Annotated in this window: 13 protein-coding genes; 6 read left to right on the forward strand and 7 right to left on the reverse strand. The window is 75.0% G+C overall.

Annotated elements, in window-relative coordinates; all coding sequences use genetic code 11:
* Positions 1 to 50: 50 nt before the first annotated feature.
* Positions 51 to 944, forward strand: a complete 894-nt coding sequence (locus OG823_RS26215; RefSeq protein ID WP_371482338.1) for a transketolase family protein — start codon at positions 51 to 53, stop codon at positions 942 to 944.
* A 90-nt stretch (positions 945 to 1,034) separates the two neighbouring features.
* Here the strand turns inward: OG823_RS26215 and treZ are convergent, their stop codons facing one another.
* The 3 genes from treZ to glgX form a co-directional block, all read right to left on the reverse strand.
* Positions 1,035 to 2,765 (reverse strand): malto-oligosyltrehalose trehalohydrolase, encoded by a 1,731-nt coding sequence (gene treZ, locus OG823_RS26220; protein ID WP_371482340.1) that lies wholly within the window; start codon positions 2,763 to 2,765, stop codon positions 1,035 to 1,037.
* A complete protein-coding gene (gene treY / locus OG823_RS26225; protein ID WP_371482341.1) occupies positions 2,762 to 5,350 on the reverse strand; it encodes a malto-oligosyltrehalose synthase in 2,589 nt (862 codons plus the stop codon). The genes treZ and treY overlap by 4 nt, the downstream gene beginning before the upstream one ends.
* A 79-nt stretch (positions 5,351 to 5,429) precedes the next feature.
* Positions 5,430 to 7,565, reverse strand: coding sequence for a glycogen debranching protein GlgX (gene glgX, locus OG823_RS26230; RefSeq protein WP_371482342.1), 2,136 nt, complete (start codon positions 7,563 to 7,565; stop codon positions 5,430 to 5,432).
* A gap of 441 nt (positions 7,566 to 8,006) precedes the next feature.
* Here glgX and OG823_RS26235 point away from each other — a divergent pair, with 441 nt between their 5' ends.
* From OG823_RS26235 to OG823_RS26245, 3 genes are all read left to right on the forward strand, one after another.
* On the forward strand, positions 8,007 to 9,278 hold the full coding sequence (locus OG823_RS26235) for an SAV2148 family HEPN domain-containing protein (protein ID WP_371482343.1): 1,272 nt from the start codon (positions 8,007 to 8,009) through the stop codon (positions 9,276 to 9,278).
* Positions 9,279 to 9,731: 453 nt separating this feature from the next.
* A complete protein-coding gene (gene efeB, locus OG823_RS26240; protein WP_371482345.1) occupies positions 9,732 to 11,177 on the forward strand; it encodes an iron uptake transporter deferrochelatase/peroxidase subunit in 1,446 nt (481 codons plus the stop codon).
* Between the two features lie 114 nt (positions 11,178 to 11,291).
* Positions 11,292 to 11,993: an exonuclease domain-containing protein gene (locus OG823_RS26245; protein ID WP_371482347.1), complete on the forward strand. Its 702-nt coding sequence runs from the start codon at positions 11,292 to 11,294 to the stop codon at positions 11,991 to 11,993.
* A 25-nt stretch (positions 11,994 to 12,018) separates the two neighbouring features.
* Here OG823_RS26245 and OG823_RS26250 read toward each other — a convergent pair whose 3' ends face one another.
* The 3 genes from OG823_RS26250 to OG823_RS26260 all read right to left on the reverse strand — a co-directional run bounded on the left by OG823_RS26250 (position 12,019) and on the right by OG823_RS26260 (position 14,896).
* Positions 12,019 to 13,050, reverse strand: a complete 1,032-nt coding sequence (locus OG823_RS26250) for a polysaccharide deacetylase family protein (protein WP_371482348.1) — start codon at positions 13,048 to 13,050, stop codon at positions 12,019 to 12,021.
* 167 nt (positions 13,051 to 13,217) lie between these two features.
* A complete protein-coding gene (locus OG823_RS26255) occupies positions 13,218 to 14,111 on the reverse strand; it encodes a phosphotransferase enzyme family protein (RefSeq protein WP_371482350.1) in 894 nt (297 codons plus the stop codon).
* A gap of 167 nt (positions 14,112 to 14,278) precedes the next feature.
* The gene (locus OG823_RS26260) at positions 14,279 to 14,896 is read right to left on the reverse strand and encodes an NADPH-dependent FMN reductase (protein WP_371482352.1); all 618 of its coding nucleotides are present in this window, start codon (positions 14,894 to 14,896) and stop codon (positions 14,279 to 14,281) included.
* A gap of 159 nt (positions 14,897 to 15,055) precedes the next feature.
* Here OG823_RS26260 and OG823_RS26265 point away from each other — a divergent pair, with 159 nt between their 5' ends.
* Positions 15,056 to 15,910, forward strand: coding sequence for a helix-turn-helix domain-containing protein (locus OG823_RS26265; protein ID WP_371482353.1), 855 nt, complete (start codon positions 15,056 to 15,058; stop codon positions 15,908 to 15,910).
* A gap of 134 nt (positions 15,911 to 16,044) precedes the next feature.
* Positions 16,045 to 16,920: an MBL fold metallo-hydrolase gene (locus tag OG823_RS26270; RefSeq protein ID WP_371482354.1), complete on the forward strand. Its 876-nt coding sequence runs from the start codon at positions 16,045 to 16,047 to the stop codon at positions 16,918 to 16,920.
* A 49-nt stretch (positions 16,921 to 16,969) separates the two neighbouring features.
* On the opposite strand, the gene OG823_RS26275 is transcribed toward OG823_RS26270, so the two are convergent.
* Positions 16,970 to 19,189, reverse strand: a complete 2,220-nt coding sequence (locus OG823_RS26275; RefSeq protein WP_371484662.1) for an MMPL family transporter — start codon at positions 19,187 to 19,189, stop codon at positions 16,970 to 16,972.
* Positions 19,190 to 19,580 lie beyond the last annotated feature (391 nt).

Genomic DNA, 19,580 nt, shown 5'->3' on the forward strand with positions numbered 1-19,580 from the left:
CCCGACCGGCTCCGTCCCCCCGACCCCCCCTCCACGATGAAGGAATCCCGATGGACACCATGCGCGACCGCTTCCTGGACGTCACCACCCGCCTGCTCGACGAGGACCCGCGCCTGGCCCTGGTGCTCGCCGACATCAGCGCGGCCGGCTTCGAGCCCGCCGCCGGGCGGCACCCGGACCGGGTGATCAACGTCGGCATCCGTGAACAGCTGCTGATCGGCACCGCCGGCGGTCTGGCACTGACCGGGATGCGCCCCATCGCGCACACCTTCGCCAGCTTCCTGATCGAGCGGCCGTTCGAGCAGGTCAAGCTGGATCTGGTGCACCAGGGCGTCGGCGCGGTCCTGGTCAGCGCCGCCGGTTCGTACGACTGGCCGGCCGGCGGGCGTACCCACATGTCACCGGGGGACGTCGCTCTGCTGGACACCCTCCCCGACTGGACGGTGCACGTGCCCGGCCACCCCGACGAGGCCGAGACGCTGCTGCGGCACGCCGTCGCGGACGGCGACCGCAACGTCTACCTCCGGCTCTCCGAGCACCGCAACGCGGCCGCCCACGCGGTCGTCCCGGGCCGGTTCCGCACGCTCCGCGAGGGTCGCGGGGGTGTGGTCCTCGCGGTCGGGCCGATGCTCGACGCGGTGCTCGCGGCCACCGAGACGCTGGACGTGACGGTGTTGTACGCCGCCACCGTCCGGCCGTTCGACGCGGCGGGCCTGCGGGCGGCGCTCGGCGGCCGGGCGGATGTGGTGATCGTCGAGCCCTACCTCGCGGGCACCTCCGCCACCGAGGCGCACGAGGCACTGGCCGCCGTCCCGCACCGGGTGCTCGGGCTGGGCGTCCCGCGCGCGGAGCACCGCCACTACGGCTCGATCGAGGAGCACCTGGCCGCCTACGGGCTGGACTCCCGCTCACTGCACGAGCGGATCGCCTCCTTCCTCCGGTGAGCCGGCGTCCCGCCCGCCGATCCGGTGCCCCGCCCGTCCGGCGTCCCGCCCGCCCGTCCGGTGCCCCGCCCGGCGAGCGGTGCGCCGCGCTCAGACCCGGACCACGGCCGTGGAGTTGTGCGCCAGCACGAGCGATTCGCCGTCCGTCTCGCACCGCCCGAACACCGCGAGCGCCCCGGCGCCCGGAGCCCCGAGCGGGACAGTTCGGGGGCCCTCGGACCCGAGGTTGGCCGCGATCCGGTACGGGCCCCGGTGCACCACCAGCCAGCGCGCCTCCTCGTCGTACGCGACCCGGACGCCGGCCAGATCCGGATCGCAGAGCTCGGGGTGCGTGCGGCGCAGCCGCAGCAGGAGGCGGTACCAGTCGAGGATCTCGGCGTGCGGCTGCTGCCCGGGCTCGCTCCAGTCCAGGGTGGAGGCCCGGACGGTCTCGGGGGACTGCGGGTCGGGGACCTCCTCGGCGAGCCAGCCGTGCTCGGCGAACTCACGGCGCCGGCCCTGGCGCACGGCCTCGGCGAGCGCGGGATCGGTGTGGTCGGTGAAGTACTGCCAGGGCGTGGCCGCGCCCCACTCCTCACCCATGAAGAGCATCGGGGTGAACGGCGAGGTCAGCACCAGGGCCGCACCGGCGGCGAGCAGGCCGGGGGTCAGGCCGGCGGAGAGCCGGTCGCCCAGTGCCCGGTTGCCGATCTGGTCGTGGGTCTGCAGGTACCCGAGCAGCCGGTGCCCGTACGGCGCGGGGAACGGCCGCCCGTGGGCGCGGCCCCGGAAGGAGGACGGGCTGCCGTCGTGGAACCAGCCCCGGGTCAGCACCTTGGCGAGGGCCGCCATCGGCCCGGCCGCGAAGTCGGCGTAGTAGCCCTGGGATTCGCCGGTCAGGGTGGCGTGCAGGGCGTGGTGGAAGTCGTCGCTCCACTGGGCGGCCAGGCCCTGGCCGCCGCTCTCACGCGGTGCGGTGGTCCGCGGGTCGTTGCGGTCGGATTCGGCGACCAGGAACAGCGGGCGGTTGCTGGTGACGGCCAACCGGTCGACCTCGGTGGACAGTTGCTCCAGGAAGTGCACGGCCCGGTCGTCCACGAGGGCGTGCACGGCGTCCAGCCGCAGCCCGTCGATCCGGTAGTCGCGCAACCAGGTCAGGGCGCTGCCGATCAGGTAGTCCCGTACCTCGTCGGAGCCGGGGGCGTCCAGGTTGACCGCCGAGCCCCAGGGCGTCTGGTGACGGTCGGTGAAGTACGGGCCGAAGGCGGGCAGGTGGTTGCCGGACGGGCCGAGGTGGTTGTGCACGACGTCGAGCACCACGCCGAGGCCCCTGCGGTGTGCGGCGTCGACGAAGCGCTTCAACCCCTCCGGACCGCCGTAGGGCTCGTGCACCGCCCAGAGCGACACCCCGTCGTAGCCCCAGCCGTGCCGGCCGGGGAAGGGGCAGACCGGCATCAGCTCGACGAAGTCGACGCCGAGCTCCACCAGGTGGTCCAGGCGCTCGACGGCCGCCGCGAAGGTGCCCGCCGGGGTGAAGGTGCCGATGTGCAGCTCGTAGAAGACGGAGCCGGGCAGCGGGCGCCCGCGCCGACCGGCGTCGGACCAGCGGAAGGCGCCGTGGTCGACGGCCCGGCTCGGTCCGTCCGGACCGAACGGCTGGCGCGGGGAACGCGGGTCCGGCAGCGGGGGGCCGCCGTCCAGCCGGAAGGCGTAGTCCCCGGCGGGCGCGGTGCCGTGCCACCAGCCGGGCCGGCCGGCGAGCGGATCGAGGTGGAAGCGACTGCCCGCCACCTCGACCTCGACCCGGCCGGCCTCCGGGGCCCAGACCTCGTACTGGCTCACACGTGCTCCTCCGGACGGGCCGGCGGACGGGCCGGCGGGCGGGTCAGCAGGGCCACCGGCTGCTGCTCCAGGAGCAGGGCCAGCGGGACGGGACCGGGCGGGAAGTCGCGCCCGGTCAGTTCGTCCGTCCACCGCGTCCCGCCGGCCGGCAGCTCCAGCGTGCTGTCGCGCCAGCCGCCTGCCCGCGCCAGCCCGTGGGGGAGGCGGGTGACGGCGGTGACCACGTCGTCGCCGCGGCGGAACGCGAGCAGGTGCTCCGCGGCCGCTCCATGGGCGCCGATCGGCCGGTACGGGCCGAGCGGACGGCTTCGCCGCAGGTGCAGCGCCGTGGTGGTCAGGTGGAGCTTCTCCCGGGCCAGGTCGTCGGCCCGGGCGGCGGCGGAGTCGGTCAGCCGCACGGCCAGCGCGCCCAGGTCGACCGGTCCGCGGTTGTCCGGGTCGACCAGCGTGTACAGCGGCTCCTCGCTGCCCTGGTAGAGATCCGGGACCCCGGGGACGGTCAGGTGCAGCAGCGCCGCACCGAGCGTGTTCGCCCGCGCGTACGGCGCGAGGGCGTGCACGAAGCCCTCGATCCGCGGCAGCAGCCCCGGGTTGGCGTAGACCCCGCGGGCGTGGTCGGCGAGGGCCTGTTCGTAGGCGGCGTCCGGGGCCGTCCAGGAGGTCTGCAGCTTGGCCTCGCGGGCGGCCTTGAGCAGGGCGGTGACCAGCCGGTCCGGGGTGATCGGCCAGGCGGCCACCAGGGTCTGCCAGAGCAGCCAGGCGCTGTTGCGGTCGGGGCAGGGGCCGGCCGCCGTCGTCCAGGCGGCGGCCTCGTCGGCCCAGGCCCCCGGCTGCTCGGCCAGCACGGCGAGCCGGGCCCTGGCGTCGGCGCTGCGCTTGGTGTCGTGGGTGGAGAGCGCCGTCATGGTGTGCGGCCAGCGCCGCTCGATGTACTCGCACCAGGCGTGGAAGTCGGCGGGCGGGACCCCGGGGTGGGCGGGCTCGCCGCCGACCTCGTTGAGCGCGGTCAGCGCGTTGAAGCGGTAGAACGCGGTGTCCTCGACGCCCTTGGCGGCCACGGCCGAGGCGGTCTGGGCGAACCGCACGCAGAACTCGTCCTTCTCCGGGCTGCTGCCGAGCCGGCCCAGGGTCAGCGCGCCGACCAGGGCGAGCGTGTCGGCGCCCGGGCCGCCGGCCGGGTCCCCGGCCCGCTCCCCGCCCGCTGCCGGGCCCGGCCCGGCGGCCTCCTCGCCGTCCGGCTCCAGGGCGGCCCGCAGGTGCTCGGCGGCGATCGCTGGGGCCGGTTCGCCGGGGCGCACGTAGGGGCGGTAGACGGGGTAGTCGGTCAGTATCCGGTGCAGGGCCGTCCGAAGCTCCCACGGCGCGTGGTCGGCGAGCCGCGGCTCGGCGGCGCAGATCCGACCGGCGAGGCGGACCAGCCGGTCGACCTCGGCGGCCAGCTCGCCGAGCGGCGCGGTGAGCTGGGCCCGGCCCAGCCGCCCGGCCTCGTCGGCGGGGTGCGGATCGGCGCACGGCTGCCCACCGCCCGAGCCGGGGGTGTCGGATCCGTCGAGGAACCGCTCGTACGCGGCGGTGAGCCGGCAGGCGCCCGCGTGGTCGGTCAGCACGCCGTCGATCCGGTGCAGCGCGTCGTAGCCGGTGGTTCCCGCGCAGGGCCAGTCGTCGGGCAGCTCCTCGTCACCGGTGAGGATCTTCTCGACCACGGTGTACGCGCCGCCGGTGGCCTCGGCGAGGCGCCGCAGGTAGCCGCGCGGGTCGGCCAGGCCGTCGGGGTGGTCGATCCGGAACCCGTCCAGCACGCCCTCGGCGTGCAGCCGCAGCAGCGTGCCGTGGGTGGCCTCGAACACCTCGGGCAGTTCGACCCGCAGGGCGATCAGGTCGTTCACGGTGAAGAAGCGGCGGTAGTTCAGCTCCGTCCTGGCCAGCTGCCACCAGGCCAGCCGGTACCACTGGCGTTCCAGCAGGTCGGGCAGCGGGAGGCCCTCGGTGCCGGGGCGCAGCGGGAAGGCGTGGTCGTGGTAGCGCAGCACGTCCCCGTCGACGGTCAGGTCGCCGATGACGGCGCCGAGCCGGTCGCCGAGCAGCGGCAGCAGCAGCCGACCGCGCTCCGGGGCGTCGACCGGGCCCGGATGGGCGGCCCAGTCGATGTCGAACCAGCGCGCGTAGGGAGAGTCCGGACCGTCGCGCAGGACGTGCCAGAGCGGCCGGTTGAGCTGCTCGGGGACGGGGACGGCCATGTGGTTGGGCACCACGTCGGCGATCAGCCGCAGGCCGTGGCGGCGGGCCTCGGCGGCCAGCTCCCGCAGGGCGTCCTCACCGCCGAGCTGTTCGCTGATCCGGCCGTGGTCGACGGTGTCGTACCCGTGGGTGGAGCCGGCGGTGGCCTCCAGCAGCGGGGACAGGTGCAGGTGGGAGACGCCGAGCGCGGCCAGGTACGGTACGGCGGCGGTGGCGTCGCGCAGGGTGAAGGCGGGCTGCAGCTGGAGGCGGTAGGAGGCGGTGGGGGGCGGCGCCGCGTCGGCCGGGGTGCGGGCCCGGCCGTCACCGGCCGGGCGTGGCTGCGCGGGCTCGGCGGGTGAGGTCATGCTCCTACACCTACCCGCCGCGGCCCCTCGCTATGGCCCGATGTCGGGCGAACGGGTGAACGCCCGGTGGCTCCCGGGCTCACGAGGCCCGTTGCAGGACCAGGAGCGAGCGGTCGGCCAGCCAGAGCGCGTCCCCCGCCTTGACCCGCGCGCCGGTGCCGGGGGCGGGCAGCACGGGCTGCGTGGTGTCGACCACCACGTGCCACTCCTTGCCGTGGCCGGCCGGGACGGTGAACTCCAACTGCTCGAAGTGGGCGTTGAACATCAGCAGGAACGAGTCGTCGGCGATCTTCCCGCCGCGTCGGTCCGGTTCGGAGATCGCGTCGCCGTTCAGGAAGACCGTGAGCGACTTGGCGTAGCTGGCGCCCCAGTCCCGCTTGGTCATCTCCTCGCCCGAGGGCGTGAACCACGCGATGTCGGTGAGGTCGTCGTGGGTGCCGGAGACCGGGCGGCCGTGGAAGAAGCGGCGGCGGCGGAAGACCGGATGGTCGCGGCGGAGCCAGATCATCCCCTGGGTGAACTCCAGCAGCGTGGCGTCCGGAGCCTCGTCCTGCTCACCCGTCCCGCCGTCGGGCCAGTGCACCCAGGAGAGTTCGTTGTCCTGGCAGTAGGCGTTGTTGTTGCCGCGCTGGGTGCGGCCCAGCTCGTCGCCGTGGGAGAGCATCGGGACGCCCTGGGAGAGCATCAGGGTGGCCAGCAGGTTGCGCTGCTGGCGTGCTCTCAGCTTCTGGACGGCCGGATCGTCGCTCGGGCCCTCGGCCCCGCAGTTCCACGAGCGGTTGAAGGACTCGCCGTCCCGGCTGTCCTCGCCGTTGGCCTCGTTGTGCTTGTCGTTGTAGGAGACCAGGTCGCGCAGGGTGAAGCCGTCGTGGCAGGTGACGAAGTTGATGGAGGCGATCGGCCGCCGGCCGTCGTCCTGGTAGAGGTCGGAGGAACCGGTGATCCGGGAGCCGAACTCGGCGAGCGTGGCGTTCTCGCCGCGCCACAGGTCACGGACCGTGTCGCGGTACATGCCGTTCCACTCCGTCCAGAGCGGCGGGAAGTTGCCGACCTGGTAGCCGCCCTCCCCGAGATCCCACGGCTCGGCGATCAGCTTGGCCTGGGAGACCACCGGGTCCTGCTGGACCAGGTCGAAGAACGAGGAGAGCCGGTCGACCTCGTGGAACTGCCGGGCCAGGGTGGCGGCGAGGTCGAAGCGGAAGCCGTCCACGTGCATCTCGGTGACCCAGTAGCGCAGCGAGTCCATGATCATCTGAAGGACGTGGGGGCTGCGCATCAGCAGGCTGTTGCCGGTGCCGGTGGTGTCCTCGTAGAAGCGCTGGTCCTGGGCGAGCCGGTAGTAGGAGACGTTGTCCAGGCCGCGCAGCGACAGCGTCGGGCCCAGGTGGTTGCCCTCGGCGGTGTGGTTGTAGACCACGTCGAGGATCACCTCGATACCGGCCGCGTGCAGCGCCTTCACCATCGACTTGAACTCCTGCACCTGCTGCCCGCGGTCCCCGCCGGAGGAGTAGGAGGAGTGCGGGGCGAAGAAGCCGATGGTGTTGTAGCCCCAGTAGTTGGCCAGCCCCAGATCGCGCAGCCGGTGGTCGCGGACGAACTGGTGCACCGGCATCAGCTCGATCGCGGTCACCCCGAGCTTCGCCAGGTGCTCGATCGCCGCCGGGTGGGCCAGCCCCGCGTACGTGCCCCGGATCTCCTCGGGGATGCCCGGGTGGAGCTGGGTCAGCCCCTTCACGTGCGCCTCGTAGAGGACCGTGCGGTGGTAGTCGGTGCGCGGCGGGCGGTCGTTGCCCCAGTCGAAGTAGGGGTTGATCACCACCGAGTGCATCGTGTGGGGGGCCGAATCCAGGTCGTTGCGCCGCTCGGGCGCGCCGAAGTGGTACCCGTAGACCGCCTCGTCCCAGTCGATCGTCCCGCTCATCGCCTTGGCGTACGGGTCCAGCAGCAGCTTGGCACTGTTGTGGCGCTGGCCCAGCCCCGGGTTGTAGGGGCCGTGCACCCGGAACCCGTAGCGCTGGCCCGGCTGCACCCCCGGGATGTAGGCGTGCCGGACGAACGCGTCCGTCTCCCGCAGCTCCACGGCCGTCTCCGAGCCGTCCTCGCCGAAGAGGCACAGCTCGATCCGGTCGGCGCTCTCGGAGAACACCGCGAAGTTGGTGCCGGCCCCGTCGTAGGTGGCGCCAAGCGGGTACGGCTGACCTGGCCAGACCTGCATAAGTCCTCAACTTCTCTTTGTGTGACGGGAACTGACGATATCTCCGGCCCCGGCCCAGCTCTGCCCGCTGTCTTCCCGGCCGAGCGGCCGGGCATGTGCGGTTGCCGCGTACCGTGACGCACGGCACACCTGGCATACTCCCCGACGCCTCGCCCGACCCATGGTCCATTCGCCTTTTGTTCGCCCGAACGGGTGTCCGCGGGGCTGGTGGGGCGGGTGTGACGACCCGCCCGGCCCGGGGCGCGGTCGCCCATCCGGCTGCGGGCGCCGTCCGGCGAGCAGTACTCTTGATCGTCCGGAGGGCCCCGAAATCCGGGGACCGCGCCGGTGCCCGGCGGGCCCGGCCCCGTCGCCACCGTGGCTGAACGGCTGTCAGCCCACGATCCGTCAACGAACGACCCGTCACCCCCGCGGTGCGACGGCCGAGAGGTGAGGTGGCGCATGGTGTTCCCCGCCGGCGGTCGGGGCGGCGGGCCCGGCGGCGCCAGGGGCCCGGCCCGCAGTGAGGCTCCGACGGTCGTCATGCGCCCCTCGATGGCCGGGCGCACCACCGTGCCCGCCCAGAGCGGCCCGGTCGAGATACCGGCGCTGGCCTGGTCGGGAGCCGAGTGGGACGCCGCCTACCAGCGGGTGCGGCTCGCCGGGCGGGCGTACGTCTGGCTCAACCTGGTCGAGCAGCGGCTGCGCGCCCTGGTCGACGAGGTGCTGCGGCCGGTCTACGCCCCCGCGCACGGCGAGGACTGGGTGACGGCCGCGGCCGGTCCGGCCGGCGAGGAGTGGGCCCACCGGGCCGGCGCCGTCCGCGAGGTCAGCCGCCGCAAGGGCTTCCTGCTCGACCCGGCCGACGACGATCCGCTGGTCTTCCTCACCCTGCCCCAGCTGCGCGAACTCATGGTCCAGCACTGGCCCTGCTTCGAGCCCTTCCTCGCCGACCGGCGCGAGCTGGAGATGGCGCTGGACGAGCTGGAGGTCGCCCGGCACGTGGTCTCCCGCAACCGCACCCTGTCGCCGACCGTCCTCGCGCAGACCGAGCGGGCCGCCGCCCGGCTGCTCGCGGTGCTGGACGGCGGCACCGGCGGCGTGCCCGCCGACGTGGTCGAGTCGCTGGTCGCGGGACGGTACGCGGACGTGGTGGCGGTGCACGCCGACCGGGTCCGGCTCCAGCGGGACCTGCCGGTGGAGGACCTGCTCGACGGCGCGCGTCGGCTCGACGCGCTCGGCATCGGTCTCGGGATGCTCTGCCAGAACTACACCGGCCGCCGCCTGGTCCGGCTGGCCACCGACGGCTGCCGGGTGCGGCTGCTCTTCCTCAACCCGGCCAGCAGCGCGGTGCGGCGGCGCGAACGCGAGCTGGGGCTCGGGCGCGGCGAGCTGGCCCGCTCGATCGAGATGAACATCATGCACGTGCGGCGGGTCCGGGCCCGGCTGCGCGACCAGGGCGGTTTCGAGATCCGGGTCTTCGACGAGACGCCCCGCTTCACCGCGTACCTGGTCGAGGGCCCCCGCCCGAGCGGGCAGGCGGGCGGTCGCCGCCAGTCCACCGACGTCGGCGTGGTCCAGCCGTACCTGCGCAAGGCGCGCGGGATGGAGTCGCCGGCGCTGGTGCTGCGCGGCGGGGCGGGGCAGCAGCCGGGCGCCACCGAGCCGGGCCTGCTGGAGGTCTACCGCGAGGAGTTCGAGGGCGTCTGGGCGGACTCCCGCCCGGTCTCCTGAGCCGACGCGCGGGCCGACGCGCCGAGTCGCTGGGCCGAGCCGCCGGGCCGAGCGTCGGGCCGAGCCGCCGAGGCGCCGGCCCGCGCGGGTCGGCCGACGCAGATCGGCCGACGGGGGCGTCCGGGGCGCGTCGGACGCCCGGCCCCCGGGGTCGCGCGCGGTAGGCCGGACGGATGGCAACCGGCCGGTATTCAGCCGATGGGCGGTCCCCGGCGCCGTCCGGCAGCGCGCGGGCGTGGCGTGGTTGCTAGCGTCGCCTCCATGATCGAACAGGCCGTGGTCCTGTTCTCCCCGTGACCCCACCCGCGAGCCCGGGCCGAGCCCGGGCGCCCGGGCTCGGCACGCCCGTGGGCCGTCCGTACCCTCCTCGCCGGCCTCCGCGCACCCGCGCGCCGCCCTGCCCCGCGTTGATCCGCTCCGCCACCGTTGTGCCCAGACCCGGAAGGCCGATCGATGACCAGCCAGCACGCAGCCGGTGGCTCCCGCCCCGTCCAGCCCGCGACGCTCCAGCCCGCGACGCTCCAGCCCACGACGATCCAGCCCGCGACGGCCCCACCGACGAGTGACCTGCCGACGAGTGACCTGCCCGTCCCCGACCTGCCCGTCCCCGACCCGCCCGTCCCCGACCGGCCCGAGGCCGCCGCACCGGTGACGAGCCCCCGCCGGGGGGCCGCCCCGGCCTCCCGCCGCAGCTTCGTCCGCGCCGCGCTCGGCGCCGGCACGGCGGGCGCCGCACTGGTCCTCGGGGCCGCCCCGGCGGCCGCCGCCCCCACCGCCCCCAGGTCGCAGGCCGGGTTCGTCCCCTTCCACGGCCCGCACCAGGCCGGCATCACCACTCCGGTGCCGGCCTTCGCGTCCTTCGTCTCCTTCGACGTCACCGTCCCCGACCTCGCGGCGCTCCAGGAACTCTTCCGGACCCTCACCGAGCGCATCCGCTTCCTCGCCTCCGGCGGCACCCCGCCGGACCTCGGCCCGAGCGCCCCGCCCTCCGACAGCGGCATCCTCGGACCGGTGCTGCCCACCGACGACCTCACCGTGACGGTGGGCCTCGGCGCCTCGCTCTTCGACGACCGTTACGGGCTGGCCGCCGTGAAGCCCGTCCGGCTGGCCCCGATGAAGAGCTTCCCCAACGACAGCCTGCGCCCCGCCGAGACCCACGGTGACCTCTCGCTGCAGATCTGCGCCGAGAGCCGGGACACCGTGCTGCACACCCTGCGCGACCTCACCCGGCACACCCGGGGCGCGCTGCGCGCCCGCTGGCGGACCGACGGGTTCCAGAACCGCCCCCGCCCCAGCGGCTCCCAGCGCAACCTGCTCGGCTTCAAGGACGGCATCGCCAACCCGGACACCGCCTCCGCCCGGCAGATGGACGCGCTGGTCTGGGTGGTGGACGGCGGCGGCGAACCGGGCTGGGCGACCGGCGGCAGCTACCAGGTGATCCGCACCATCCGCACCCTGGCCGCCGCCTGGGACGGCACGCCGCTCGGCGAGCAGGAGCGGATCATCGGCCGCCACAAGGACACCGGCGCCCCGCTCGGGGCCTCCTCCGAGGGCGACAACCCGGACTACGCGAAGGATCCGCAGGGCGCCGTCATCGCGACGGACGCGCACATCCGGCTGGCCAACCCCCGTACCGCGCAGAGCGCCGACAGCCGGATCCTGCGACGCGGCTACAACTACGACCGGGGTGTGGACGAGGCCGGCGAGCTCGACATGGGGCTCGCCTTCTGCTGCTACCAGCAGGACGTGGTGCGCCAGTTCGAGGCCGTCCAGACCCGGCTCGTCGACGAACCGCTGGCCCGCTTCCTGCAGCCCACCGGCGGCGGCTGCTTCTTCGTGCCGCCGGGCGTCAAGGACGCCTCCGACTGGCTGGCCCGGGGCCTGTTCGCGGCGCTCTGAGCACCCCCGCGCGGTGGTCCGCGGGCCACTGCGCGGGGGCCGCCGGGCCGGGTTGTCGGTGGCGCGGGCGATGATAGGGGACGTCAGCGCGGCCGGACGGAAGGACACACCCCTATGAGCTGGTGGCAGGAGCCACTGGTCGGCTTCGATCTGGAGACCACGGGTACCGACCCGGCCGAGTCCCGGATCGTCACGGCCGCCCTCGTGGACACGGTCGGGAGCCGCCGGCAGGGCGCCGCCAACTGGCTGCTCGATCCCGGTGTCCCGATCCCCGCCGAGGCCGAGGCCATCCACGGCATCGGCGACGACCTCGCGCGCGGCAAGGGCCGCCCGGCGAAGGAGGGGGTCGGGGAGATAGCCGCGGCCCTCTGCGAGCGCCTCGCGGCGGGCCGCCCCGTGGTCGCCTTCAACGCCCCCTTCGACCTCTCCATGCTCGACGCCGAGCTGCGCCGCCACGGCCTGCCCGACCTGGCCGAGCGGCTCGGCGGCCCGGTCGCCCCGGTGCTGGACGCCCTGGTCATCGACCGCGCCGTCGACAAGTACCGCAAGGGCTCGCGCACCCTCCAGCGGGTCTGCGAGGTCTACGGGGTCGAGCTGACGGACGCGCACGAGGCGGGCAGCGACGCGCTCGCGGCGGTCCGCGTCGCGGTGGCGCTCGCCGAGCGCTACCGCGCGGAGGTCGCGGAGCTGCCGCTCGCCGAGCTGCACCGCCGTCAGGTCGACTGGTACCGCGAGTGGGCCGAGGGTCTGGAGGCGTGGCTGCGCAAGGGCAAGGACCCACAGGCCGTGATCGACCCGCGCTGGCCGTTGCGCTGATCCGGCCGGGCGGCGCCCGGCGGGATCAGGTGGCGGGAAAGTCGAAGGTGTAGCCCTGGGCGGCCAGCTGCGGGAGCAGCTGCCGCAGGGCCGCGACGGTCTGGCTCCGGTCGCCGCCCCCGTCGTGCATCAGGATCACCCCGCCGGGCCGCAGCTCCCGCCGGACGGCGGCCAGGATCGCCGGAACCCCGGGCTTCGCCCAGTCCCGGGTGTCCACCGTCCAGCCGAGCGGGCGCATCCCGTACGAGGCCGCGACCTGCTGGTTGGCCGCGGTGAAGCCGCCGCCCGGCGCCCGGAACCAGGCGACCGGGGTGCCCGGGCCGCCGGCCCGGACGATCATCTCCCGGGCGGCGGATATCTCGTACACCTGCCGGTCGGGCGGGAGCGCGGCGAACGGCTGGGGGTGGTGCACGCTGTGGTCGCACAGCCGGTGGCCCGCGGCCAGGATGCGCCGGACCGTCGCCGGGTCGGCGGCGGCCTGCGGGCCGATCTGGCAGAAGGTCGCCTTCGCGCCGTACCGCGCCAGCAGGTCGAGGATCTGTCCGGTGGCCGGACCGGGGCCGTCGTCGAAGGTCAGTGCCACGCTCCGGCCGCCGGAGGCGGTGGCGGTGACCACCGCCGGTGACACACCGCCCGTGGGAGGCGGGGCGGGGGTGGTCGCCGCGAGGGGAGCCGCCGCCGCCGGGGCCGGCGTGCTCGACGCCGCGACGGGGGAGCGTGTGGCGGAGGCGGAGGCGGGGGCGGAGGGCGTGGGCGACGTTCCGGGCGAGGTCCCGGGCCCGGACCGGCCCGAGGAGACCGAGGGGTCCGACGAGCTGGAGGAGGGCGCCGCCGGAGCGGTCGCCGTCGGCGGCCGGAGCGCGCCCTGCGCGGTGCCGCCGCAGCCGGCCAGCACCGCCGAACCCACCAGGGCGGCGCAAGCCGCCGCCAGGCCGCGCCGCAGTGCGCGGTTCGTCCGTGCCGGGCGGCGGCCGGGCTCCGGCAGGTGCTCCGGCACGAGGTCGGAGCGGCGCCGGGTGAGGTGCACGGGCGTCCGGGCGGTGGGGAGTTCGGGCATCGCAGCGGCTCCTGGTGTCCTACCGATCGCCCTCGACCGGGATGACTGTCCGACAAGACGCCCGCCGGGTCGTCACGGTTCCGCGCGCTCGGCCACGCCCGCCGCCCGGCCGGTCGCCCGCCACCCGCCCGGCCGGTCGCCCGCCACCCGCCGCTCGGGGTACGGGGTCAGAACGGGTACCAGCGCACCGCCGTCCCGCCGTCCCGCAGGGACGCCACCCGGCGGCGGAACTCCGCCAGGGCCGCCGGATTCCCCGGCGCCTGCTGCGCGACCCAGGACGCGCTGGCCGTCTCCCGCGCGCCGCGCAGCAGGGCGAACCCGGGCCACTCGCGCACGTCCCAGCCGTAGGCCGAGGTGAAGGCGAGGTAGTCCTCGGCGGGCACCCCGTACCGGTCGTGGCTCAGCGCGAGCACCACCAGATCGTGTTCGCGCAGATCCCGCGAGAAGGTCTCCAGGTCCAGCAGCACCGGCCCGTCGGGGCCGACGTGGACGTTGCGCGGCAGTGCGTCGCCGTGGACGACCCCCGGGGTCAGATGCGGTGTCAGCTCGGCCGCGGCGGCGGCGAAGGAGTCCCGGCGCCGGCGCAGGAAGGCCACGTCCGCCGGGTCGACGTGCCCCTCGGCCGAGGCCAGCCAGCGTTCCACCGGCGCGAGCAGATCCCGCCCTCCGAGCTCGAACGGCGGCGGCTCGAGCCCGTGCAGGGCGCGCAGCAGCGGCGCGAGATCGGCGGGGCGGGCGGGCCGGACGGCGGGAGCCAGCCGGTGCCAGAAGGTGACGGGGTGCCCGTCGGCGAGCTGCGGCTCCGGCGGCGCGTCCCGGTACGGGAGGACCACCGGGATGCCCCGGCCGGCCAGCCAGTGGGCGACCGTGAGCTCCCGGCGGGCCTGTTCGGCCAGCTCGGGGCCGCGTCCGACCTTCGCGACCACCGCCGGGTCGCCGAGGTCGAACACGGCGTTCTCCCCGAGGGCGATCAGCCGCGCCCGCGCCGGTACGGCCAGCCCGGCCCCGGCGCAGGCCACGGTGAGCAGGGCGCGGGCGCGGCCCTCGTCGAAGGCGGTCATCGGGCGGGCTCCGTTCAGCGGGGGACGTCGCCTCATCTTCACCCACCCGCCGAGCCGTGGTCCGACCGGCCCGCCGGGCCGTGGTTCGCCCGCCCGCCGTGCCCGCCCGCCCGCCGTGCCCGCCCGACCGCCGTGCCCGTGCCGACCGGCCGTCGGCGTCGCAGCGGCTACGCGCGGGGGCCGGGGAGGGGGCGGGTGAGCCGGGCCTCCCGGAGCACCGATCCCCACCAGAGCAGCTGGTCCAGCAGCAGCCTCGCCGCACCGGCCGGCTCCGCCGGCTCCCGGAGCGAGCCGTCCGGGCCGAACAGCTGGTAGTAGCGGGGGAAGGACACGTAGTCCCGGACGGTGTGCGCGTGCAACTCCCCGAACACCTGGCGGAGCTGCTCGATCGCCAGCAGCCCGCCGCTCGCACCGCTGTAGCCCACGAAGCCGACCGGCTTGGCCCGCCACTCGGTGTGGTGCCAGTCGATCGCGGCCTTCAGCGCCGCCGGGAAGCTCCGGTTGTAGTCCGGCGTCACCACGACGAACGCGTCGGCCGCCGCGAGTCGTTCGGTCAGGCCGGTCATCCCGGCGGGCCGGAGCAGGTCCGGCTGCAGTGCGGGCGGCACCGACGGCAGTTCGAGCGGGAGCTCGACGTCCGCCAGGTCGACGACGTGCACCGCGAAACCGCCGTGCAGCTCGGCCTGCCCGGTGAACCAGTTCGCGACCACCGGTCCGAACCGGCCCTCCCGGACGCTGCCGATGATCACTGCGAGGTCGAGGGTGTCGGTGCTTTCGACGGACATGGCTGTGCTCCTTCTCCGTACTGCGAACTCCGGACCGGCCGGGCGGCCGTGGCGGCCGCACCCCCAACCTGCCGGGCACCGACCGGGGTAGGAAGGCCGGGCCGGGACGGGCACCGGCAGGGCCACGATCCGACCGGCCCCGGCTGCTAGGTTCGAGGGGTGAGCGACAACGAGCTCGGCCTCTTCCTCCGGATCCGCCGCGAAGCCGTCACCCCCGCCGCCGTCGGCCTGCCCACCGGCCCCCGCCGCCGCACCCCCGGGCTGCGCCGCGCCGAACTGGCCACCCTGGCCGGCGTCAGCGTCGAGTACCTCTCCCGGCTGGAGCAGGGACGGGACCGCAGGCCGTCCGCCCAGGTCCTCGCGGCCCTGGCCGACGCGCTCGGCCTCACCGTCGGGGAGCGCGTCCACCTGCACCGCCTCGCCAAGGGGGCCGAAGGGGGCTTCAGTTGCCGGGGTGGCGCGCTGCCCGCCCGCGCGGTGCGCCCGACCGTCCGCAGGCTGCTCGAGAGCCTGGAGCCCGCCGCCGCCGTCCTGCTGAACCGGCTGAGCGAGATCCTCGCCTGGACCGAGGGCTACGAACGGCTCGCGCGGCCGGTCGGGCTGCTGGACGGCGGCCCGCCCAACCTCGCCCGCTTCGTCTTCACCGACGCCCGCGCCCGCACCGCGCTCCCCGACTGGGAGCACGCCGCCGACGAGCAGGTCGCCGCCCTGAAGCAGGGTCCCTACCGCGCCGATCCCCATGTCGCCCGGCTCGCCGACGAGTTGACCGTCACGGCGGGCGCCGCCTTTGCCACCCGCGCGAGCACCGTCCCCGGCCTGCCCAGGCCCAACGGCGTCACCCGCCTGGTGCACCCAGAGGCGGGCGAGCTGCGCCTCGCGTACGAAAGTCTCGACCTGCCCGCCGACGACGACCTGCGCCTGGTCGTCCACCTCCCCGCGGACGAGGCCACCGTCACCGCCCTCGCCCGCCTCGCCGGCCGCCGTGCGGGCGCCCTGCGCGTGGTCCCGGCCTGAGCGTGCCGTCGGTGGCACCGCTGCAACAACCCCCGGCGCGCCGGAGACGTCGTCCCGTCCTGCCCGCCGTCCCCGTACTGCGCGCCGTCCCCGCCCTGCGCGCGTACGCCGCCGCCCGCGGGTACCGTGCCCCCGTGACACGACACCACGGTGAACCACCGGCGCCCGCAGCGGGCGACCTCGACGTCCACTGGCACGCCGGCTGGCCCTCCGCGAAGCACGATCCGGCGCCGGAGATCCAGGTGCACGCCTACACCGAGGACACCCTGATCCTGCGGCAGAACAAGTCGGTCCACTACGAGGCCCCCTTCCTGTTCCTGCTGTTCGGCGCGGAGCGGGCGCTGCTGCTGGACACCGGGGCGACCGAGGACGCCCGGTACTTCCCGCTGCGGCGGACGGTGGACGGGCTGGTCGCACGGTGGCTGGAGCGCCACCCGCGCGAAGCCGGGCAGGAGTACGGGCTGCTGGTCGCGCACACCCACGGGCACGGGGACCACGTGGCGGGAGACGGCCAGTTCGCGGGCCGGGCGGCGACCACGGTGGTCGGGCGCGAGGTGGCGGCCGTGGTCGAGGCGTTCGGCCTGGCGCACTGGCCCGAGCGGCTCGGGGAGCTGGATCTCGGCGGCCGGGTGCTCGACCTGATCCCGGGGCCGGGCCACCAGGAGGCCGGCCTGGTCCTCCACGACCGCCGGACGGGACTGCTGTTCACCGGGGACTCGCTCTACCCGGGACGGATCTACGTCCAGGACCCGCCGGTGTTCGCCGCCACCGTCGAGCGACTGCTCGCCTTCTGCGCGGTCAACCCGGTGACGCACGTCCTGGGCTGCCACATCGAGATGTCGACCACGCCGGGCAAGGACTACCCGCGCGGAACGACGCACCAGCCGGACGAGCCCGCGCTGCAGCTGGGCGTCGACCGGCTCCGGGCGCTGCGCGAGGTCCTGGCACGGGCCGGAGGCCGCCCCGGCGAGTACCCGAGCACGGACTTCATCGTCCACATCGCCGGCTGAACGCGGCCGGGCCCCGCACGAGGCGGGGCCCGGCCGGGGCGCTGTGCGCTCAGACACCGACCCGGCGGTGCCGGGCGCCGTCCCGCTCCGAGGGCGCCGGGGAGTCGGCGACCGGCTCGAACGCCTCGGTGTGCGAGAGGTCCGGGAGCCGGTCGAGCCAGCGCGGCAGGTACCAGTTGCGCTCGCCGAGCAGGGTCATCACGGCGGGCAGCAGCACCCCGCGGATGACGGTGGCGTCGATCAGCACCGCGACGGCCAGGCCGACGCCCATCTGCTTCATGGACTGCATGGAGAGCGTCCCGAAGACCGCGAACACCGCGACCATGATGACCGCCGCGCTGGTGACGACCCCGGCGGTGGAGCGGATGCCGTGGGCGACGGCCTCCCGGGTCGGCAGGCCGCGGTCGTGGCTCTCCTTGATCCGGGAGACCACGAAGACGTGGTAGTCCATCGAGAGCCCGAAGAGGATCACGAACAGGAACAGCGGGACCCAGCTCTCCACCGCGCCGACCCCGGCGGTGCCCAGCAGCGAGGCCCCGACACCGTGCTGGAACACCAGCGTCAGCACTCCGTACGCCGCGCCGACCGAGAGCAGGTTGAGCACCACGGCGGTCAACGCGATGCCGAGCGAGCGGAACGAGGTGAGCATCAGCAGGAAGGCGAAGAGCACCACGAAGCCGAAGACCGGCAGCATGCTGCCCGTCATCTGGCGGTTGAAGTCGTACGAACCGGCGGTGGAGCCGGTGACCGGGGCCTGCGTGCCGGGCACCTTGAGCAGGGTGGCCGGCACGATCTCGCCGCGCAGCGTCCGCAGGGCGTCGGTGCTGGCCCGGTCGTTGCCGGAGCCCGCGAGCGGGACGTCGACGGTGGCGATGTTCTGCTCCGGGTGCACGGTGACCTCGATCGGGCCGTGCATCCGGCCGCTCGCCAGCGCCCGCGCCTTGAGGTCGGCGATCGCGGTGGTGATCGCGGGGGAGCCGATGTCGGCGGCCTTGATCACGACGGTGGCGGGGGAGGGGCTGCCGGGGAAGGCCGCCTCGATCCGCTCCGAGGTGGTGACCAGGGCGTTGCCCTTCGGCAGTTGCTGGCGGAAGGTCAGGTTGGCGGTGTGCATGGTGACCAGCGGGGCGGCGACCGCCAGCAGCAGGCCGCCGGCCAGGACGGTCGCGGCCAGCGGGCGGCGCAGCACCGGGGTGAGGACGGCGTTCCAGATCCGGCCGCCGTCGGCCGGCGCGGTGGTGCGGCGCAGGCGGTGCAGGAACGGCAGCCGGCCCTTCTCGACCCGGTCGCCGAGCAGGGAGAGCAGGGCGGGCAGCACGGTGAGCGAGCCGAGCACGGCGGTGACCACCACGACGATGGTGGCGTACGACATGGCCTGGAACTCGGCGACGCCGGTGAGGAACATGCCGGCCATGGCGACCACCACGGTGACGCCGGAGATCAGGACGGCGCGCCCGCTGGTGGCGGCGGCGATCCGAAGGGCGGTCTCGGCGTCCCGGCCGGCGGCCCGCTCCTCGCGCTCGCGGCGCAGGTAGAAGAGGCAGTAGTCGACGCCGACGGCCAGGCCGACCAGCAGCATCACGGAGCCGGCACTGTCGCTGGTGTGCAGGAACCCGGTGCTGAGGGCGACCAGGCCACCCGCCGCGACGAACGCGGTGAGTGCGAGCAGCACCGGCAGCACGGCGGCGACCAGGGCGCCGAAGGCGACCAGCAGGATGCCGAGGGCGAGCGGCACGGCCGTCCACTCGGCGCGCTGGAAGTCGTCGGCGAACTGGTCGGAGACCCACTTGCCGGAGCTGGCCTCGCCGAGTTCGTCGACGGTCAGGTCGCGGTGCCGCGCCTGGACGGCGGCCACCGCGTCGAGCACGGCGGGGACGTTCTTGACCGCCTCCTCGCTGTCGCCCTCGACGGTGAACCGGACCAGGACCGAGTGGCGGTCCGCCGACACGGCTCCCGAGTCGTACGGGGAGCGCAGGTCGGCGGTCCTGCCGGTGCCGGTGACGGCGGCGACGACCTGGTCGACGACGGCGTGGAAGGCCGGGTCGTCCGCGGTCAGCGTGGCACTGCCGACGAGTACGCTCTCGCCGGCCGGGGTCTTGATACCGGCCTCGTCGAGGATCTTGGAGGCGCGGGCGACCTGGCCCGGCATCGACTCGGCGTCGGTGATCTTGGTGCTGCCGTGGGCGCCGCCGAGGTACGCGGCGAGGACGACGAACAGGAGCCAGCCGAAGACCGCGCTCTTGCGGTGCCTGGCGCTCCAGGCGCCCATGGCGGCGGCGAGCCCCCGCCCGCGGTCCTGCTTGGTAGTCACGGAGGTTCCCCCAGGATGTGCGGCGGTACGGGCCGCCGATGTCGGTGCCGGGATGCGGTCCGGCGTCACCACCGACACTAGGAACACCGGAACTTCGCCGGAATCCGGCTGGCGGGGGAGTCGTCCCGGGGGTCCGCCTCGGGGAAGGGGTGGGGTTTTCCCTACCTGTCCGCCCTGACACGCGTCGGGGGTCTCCTCCTTGGGGACGGCGCGAGATCCACCCTGAGGGGGAGGGGTCTCCACCCGGAGCACGAGGTCAGCGGGCCTGCGTCCGGTGCAGGATGGTCCGGGGGCGGCCGTGCCGGCGCTCCGAGGGGCGGATCCACGGGGGCTGCTTGCCGGGCGGCAA

The sequence above is a fragment of the Kitasatospora sp. NBC_00315 genome, from assembly GCF_041435095.1.
GTDB lineage: Bacteria > Actinomycetota > Actinomycetes > Streptomycetales > Streptomycetaceae > Kitasatospora.

Bases quoted from the DNA above. Each gene is read 5' to 3' on its own strand.
- OG823_RS26215 (WP_371482338.1), top strand. From the start codon at position 51: ATGGACACCATGCGCGACCGCTTCCTGGACGTCACCACCCGCCTGCTC.
- treY (WP_371482341.1), bottom strand. From the start codon at position 5,350: ATGACCTCACCCGCCGAGCCCGCGCAGCCACGCCCGGCCGGTGACGGC.
- glgX (WP_371482342.1), bottom strand. From the start codon at position 7,565: ATGCAGGTCTGGCCAGGTCAGCCGTACCCGCTTGGCGCCACCTACGAC.
- OG823_RS26235 (WP_371482343.1), top strand. From the start codon at position 8,007: ATGGTGTTCCCCGCCGGCGGTCGGGGCGGCGGGCCCGGCGGCGCCAGG.
- efeB (WP_371482345.1), top strand. From the start codon at position 9,732: ATGACCAGCCAGCACGCAGCCGGTGGCTCCCGCCCCGTCCAGCCCGCG.
- OG823_RS26245 (WP_371482347.1), top strand. From the start codon at position 11,292: ATGAGCTGGTGGCAGGAGCCACTGGTCGGCTTCGATCTGGAGACCACG.
- OG823_RS26250 (WP_371482348.1), bottom strand. From the start codon at position 13,050: ATGCCCGAACTCCCCACCGCCCGGACGCCCGTGCACCTCACCCGGCGC.
- OG823_RS26255 (WP_371482350.1), bottom strand. From the start codon at position 14,111: ATGACCGCCTTCGACGAGGGCCGCGCCCGCGCCCTGCTCACCGTGGCC.
- OG823_RS26260 (WP_371482352.1), bottom strand. From the start codon at position 14,896: ATGTCCGTCGAAAGCACCGACACCCTCGACCTCGCAGTGATCATCGGC.
- OG823_RS26275 (WP_371484662.1), bottom strand. From the start codon at position 19,189: ATGGGCGCCTGGAGCGCCAGGCACCGCAAGAGCGCGGTCTTCGGCTGG.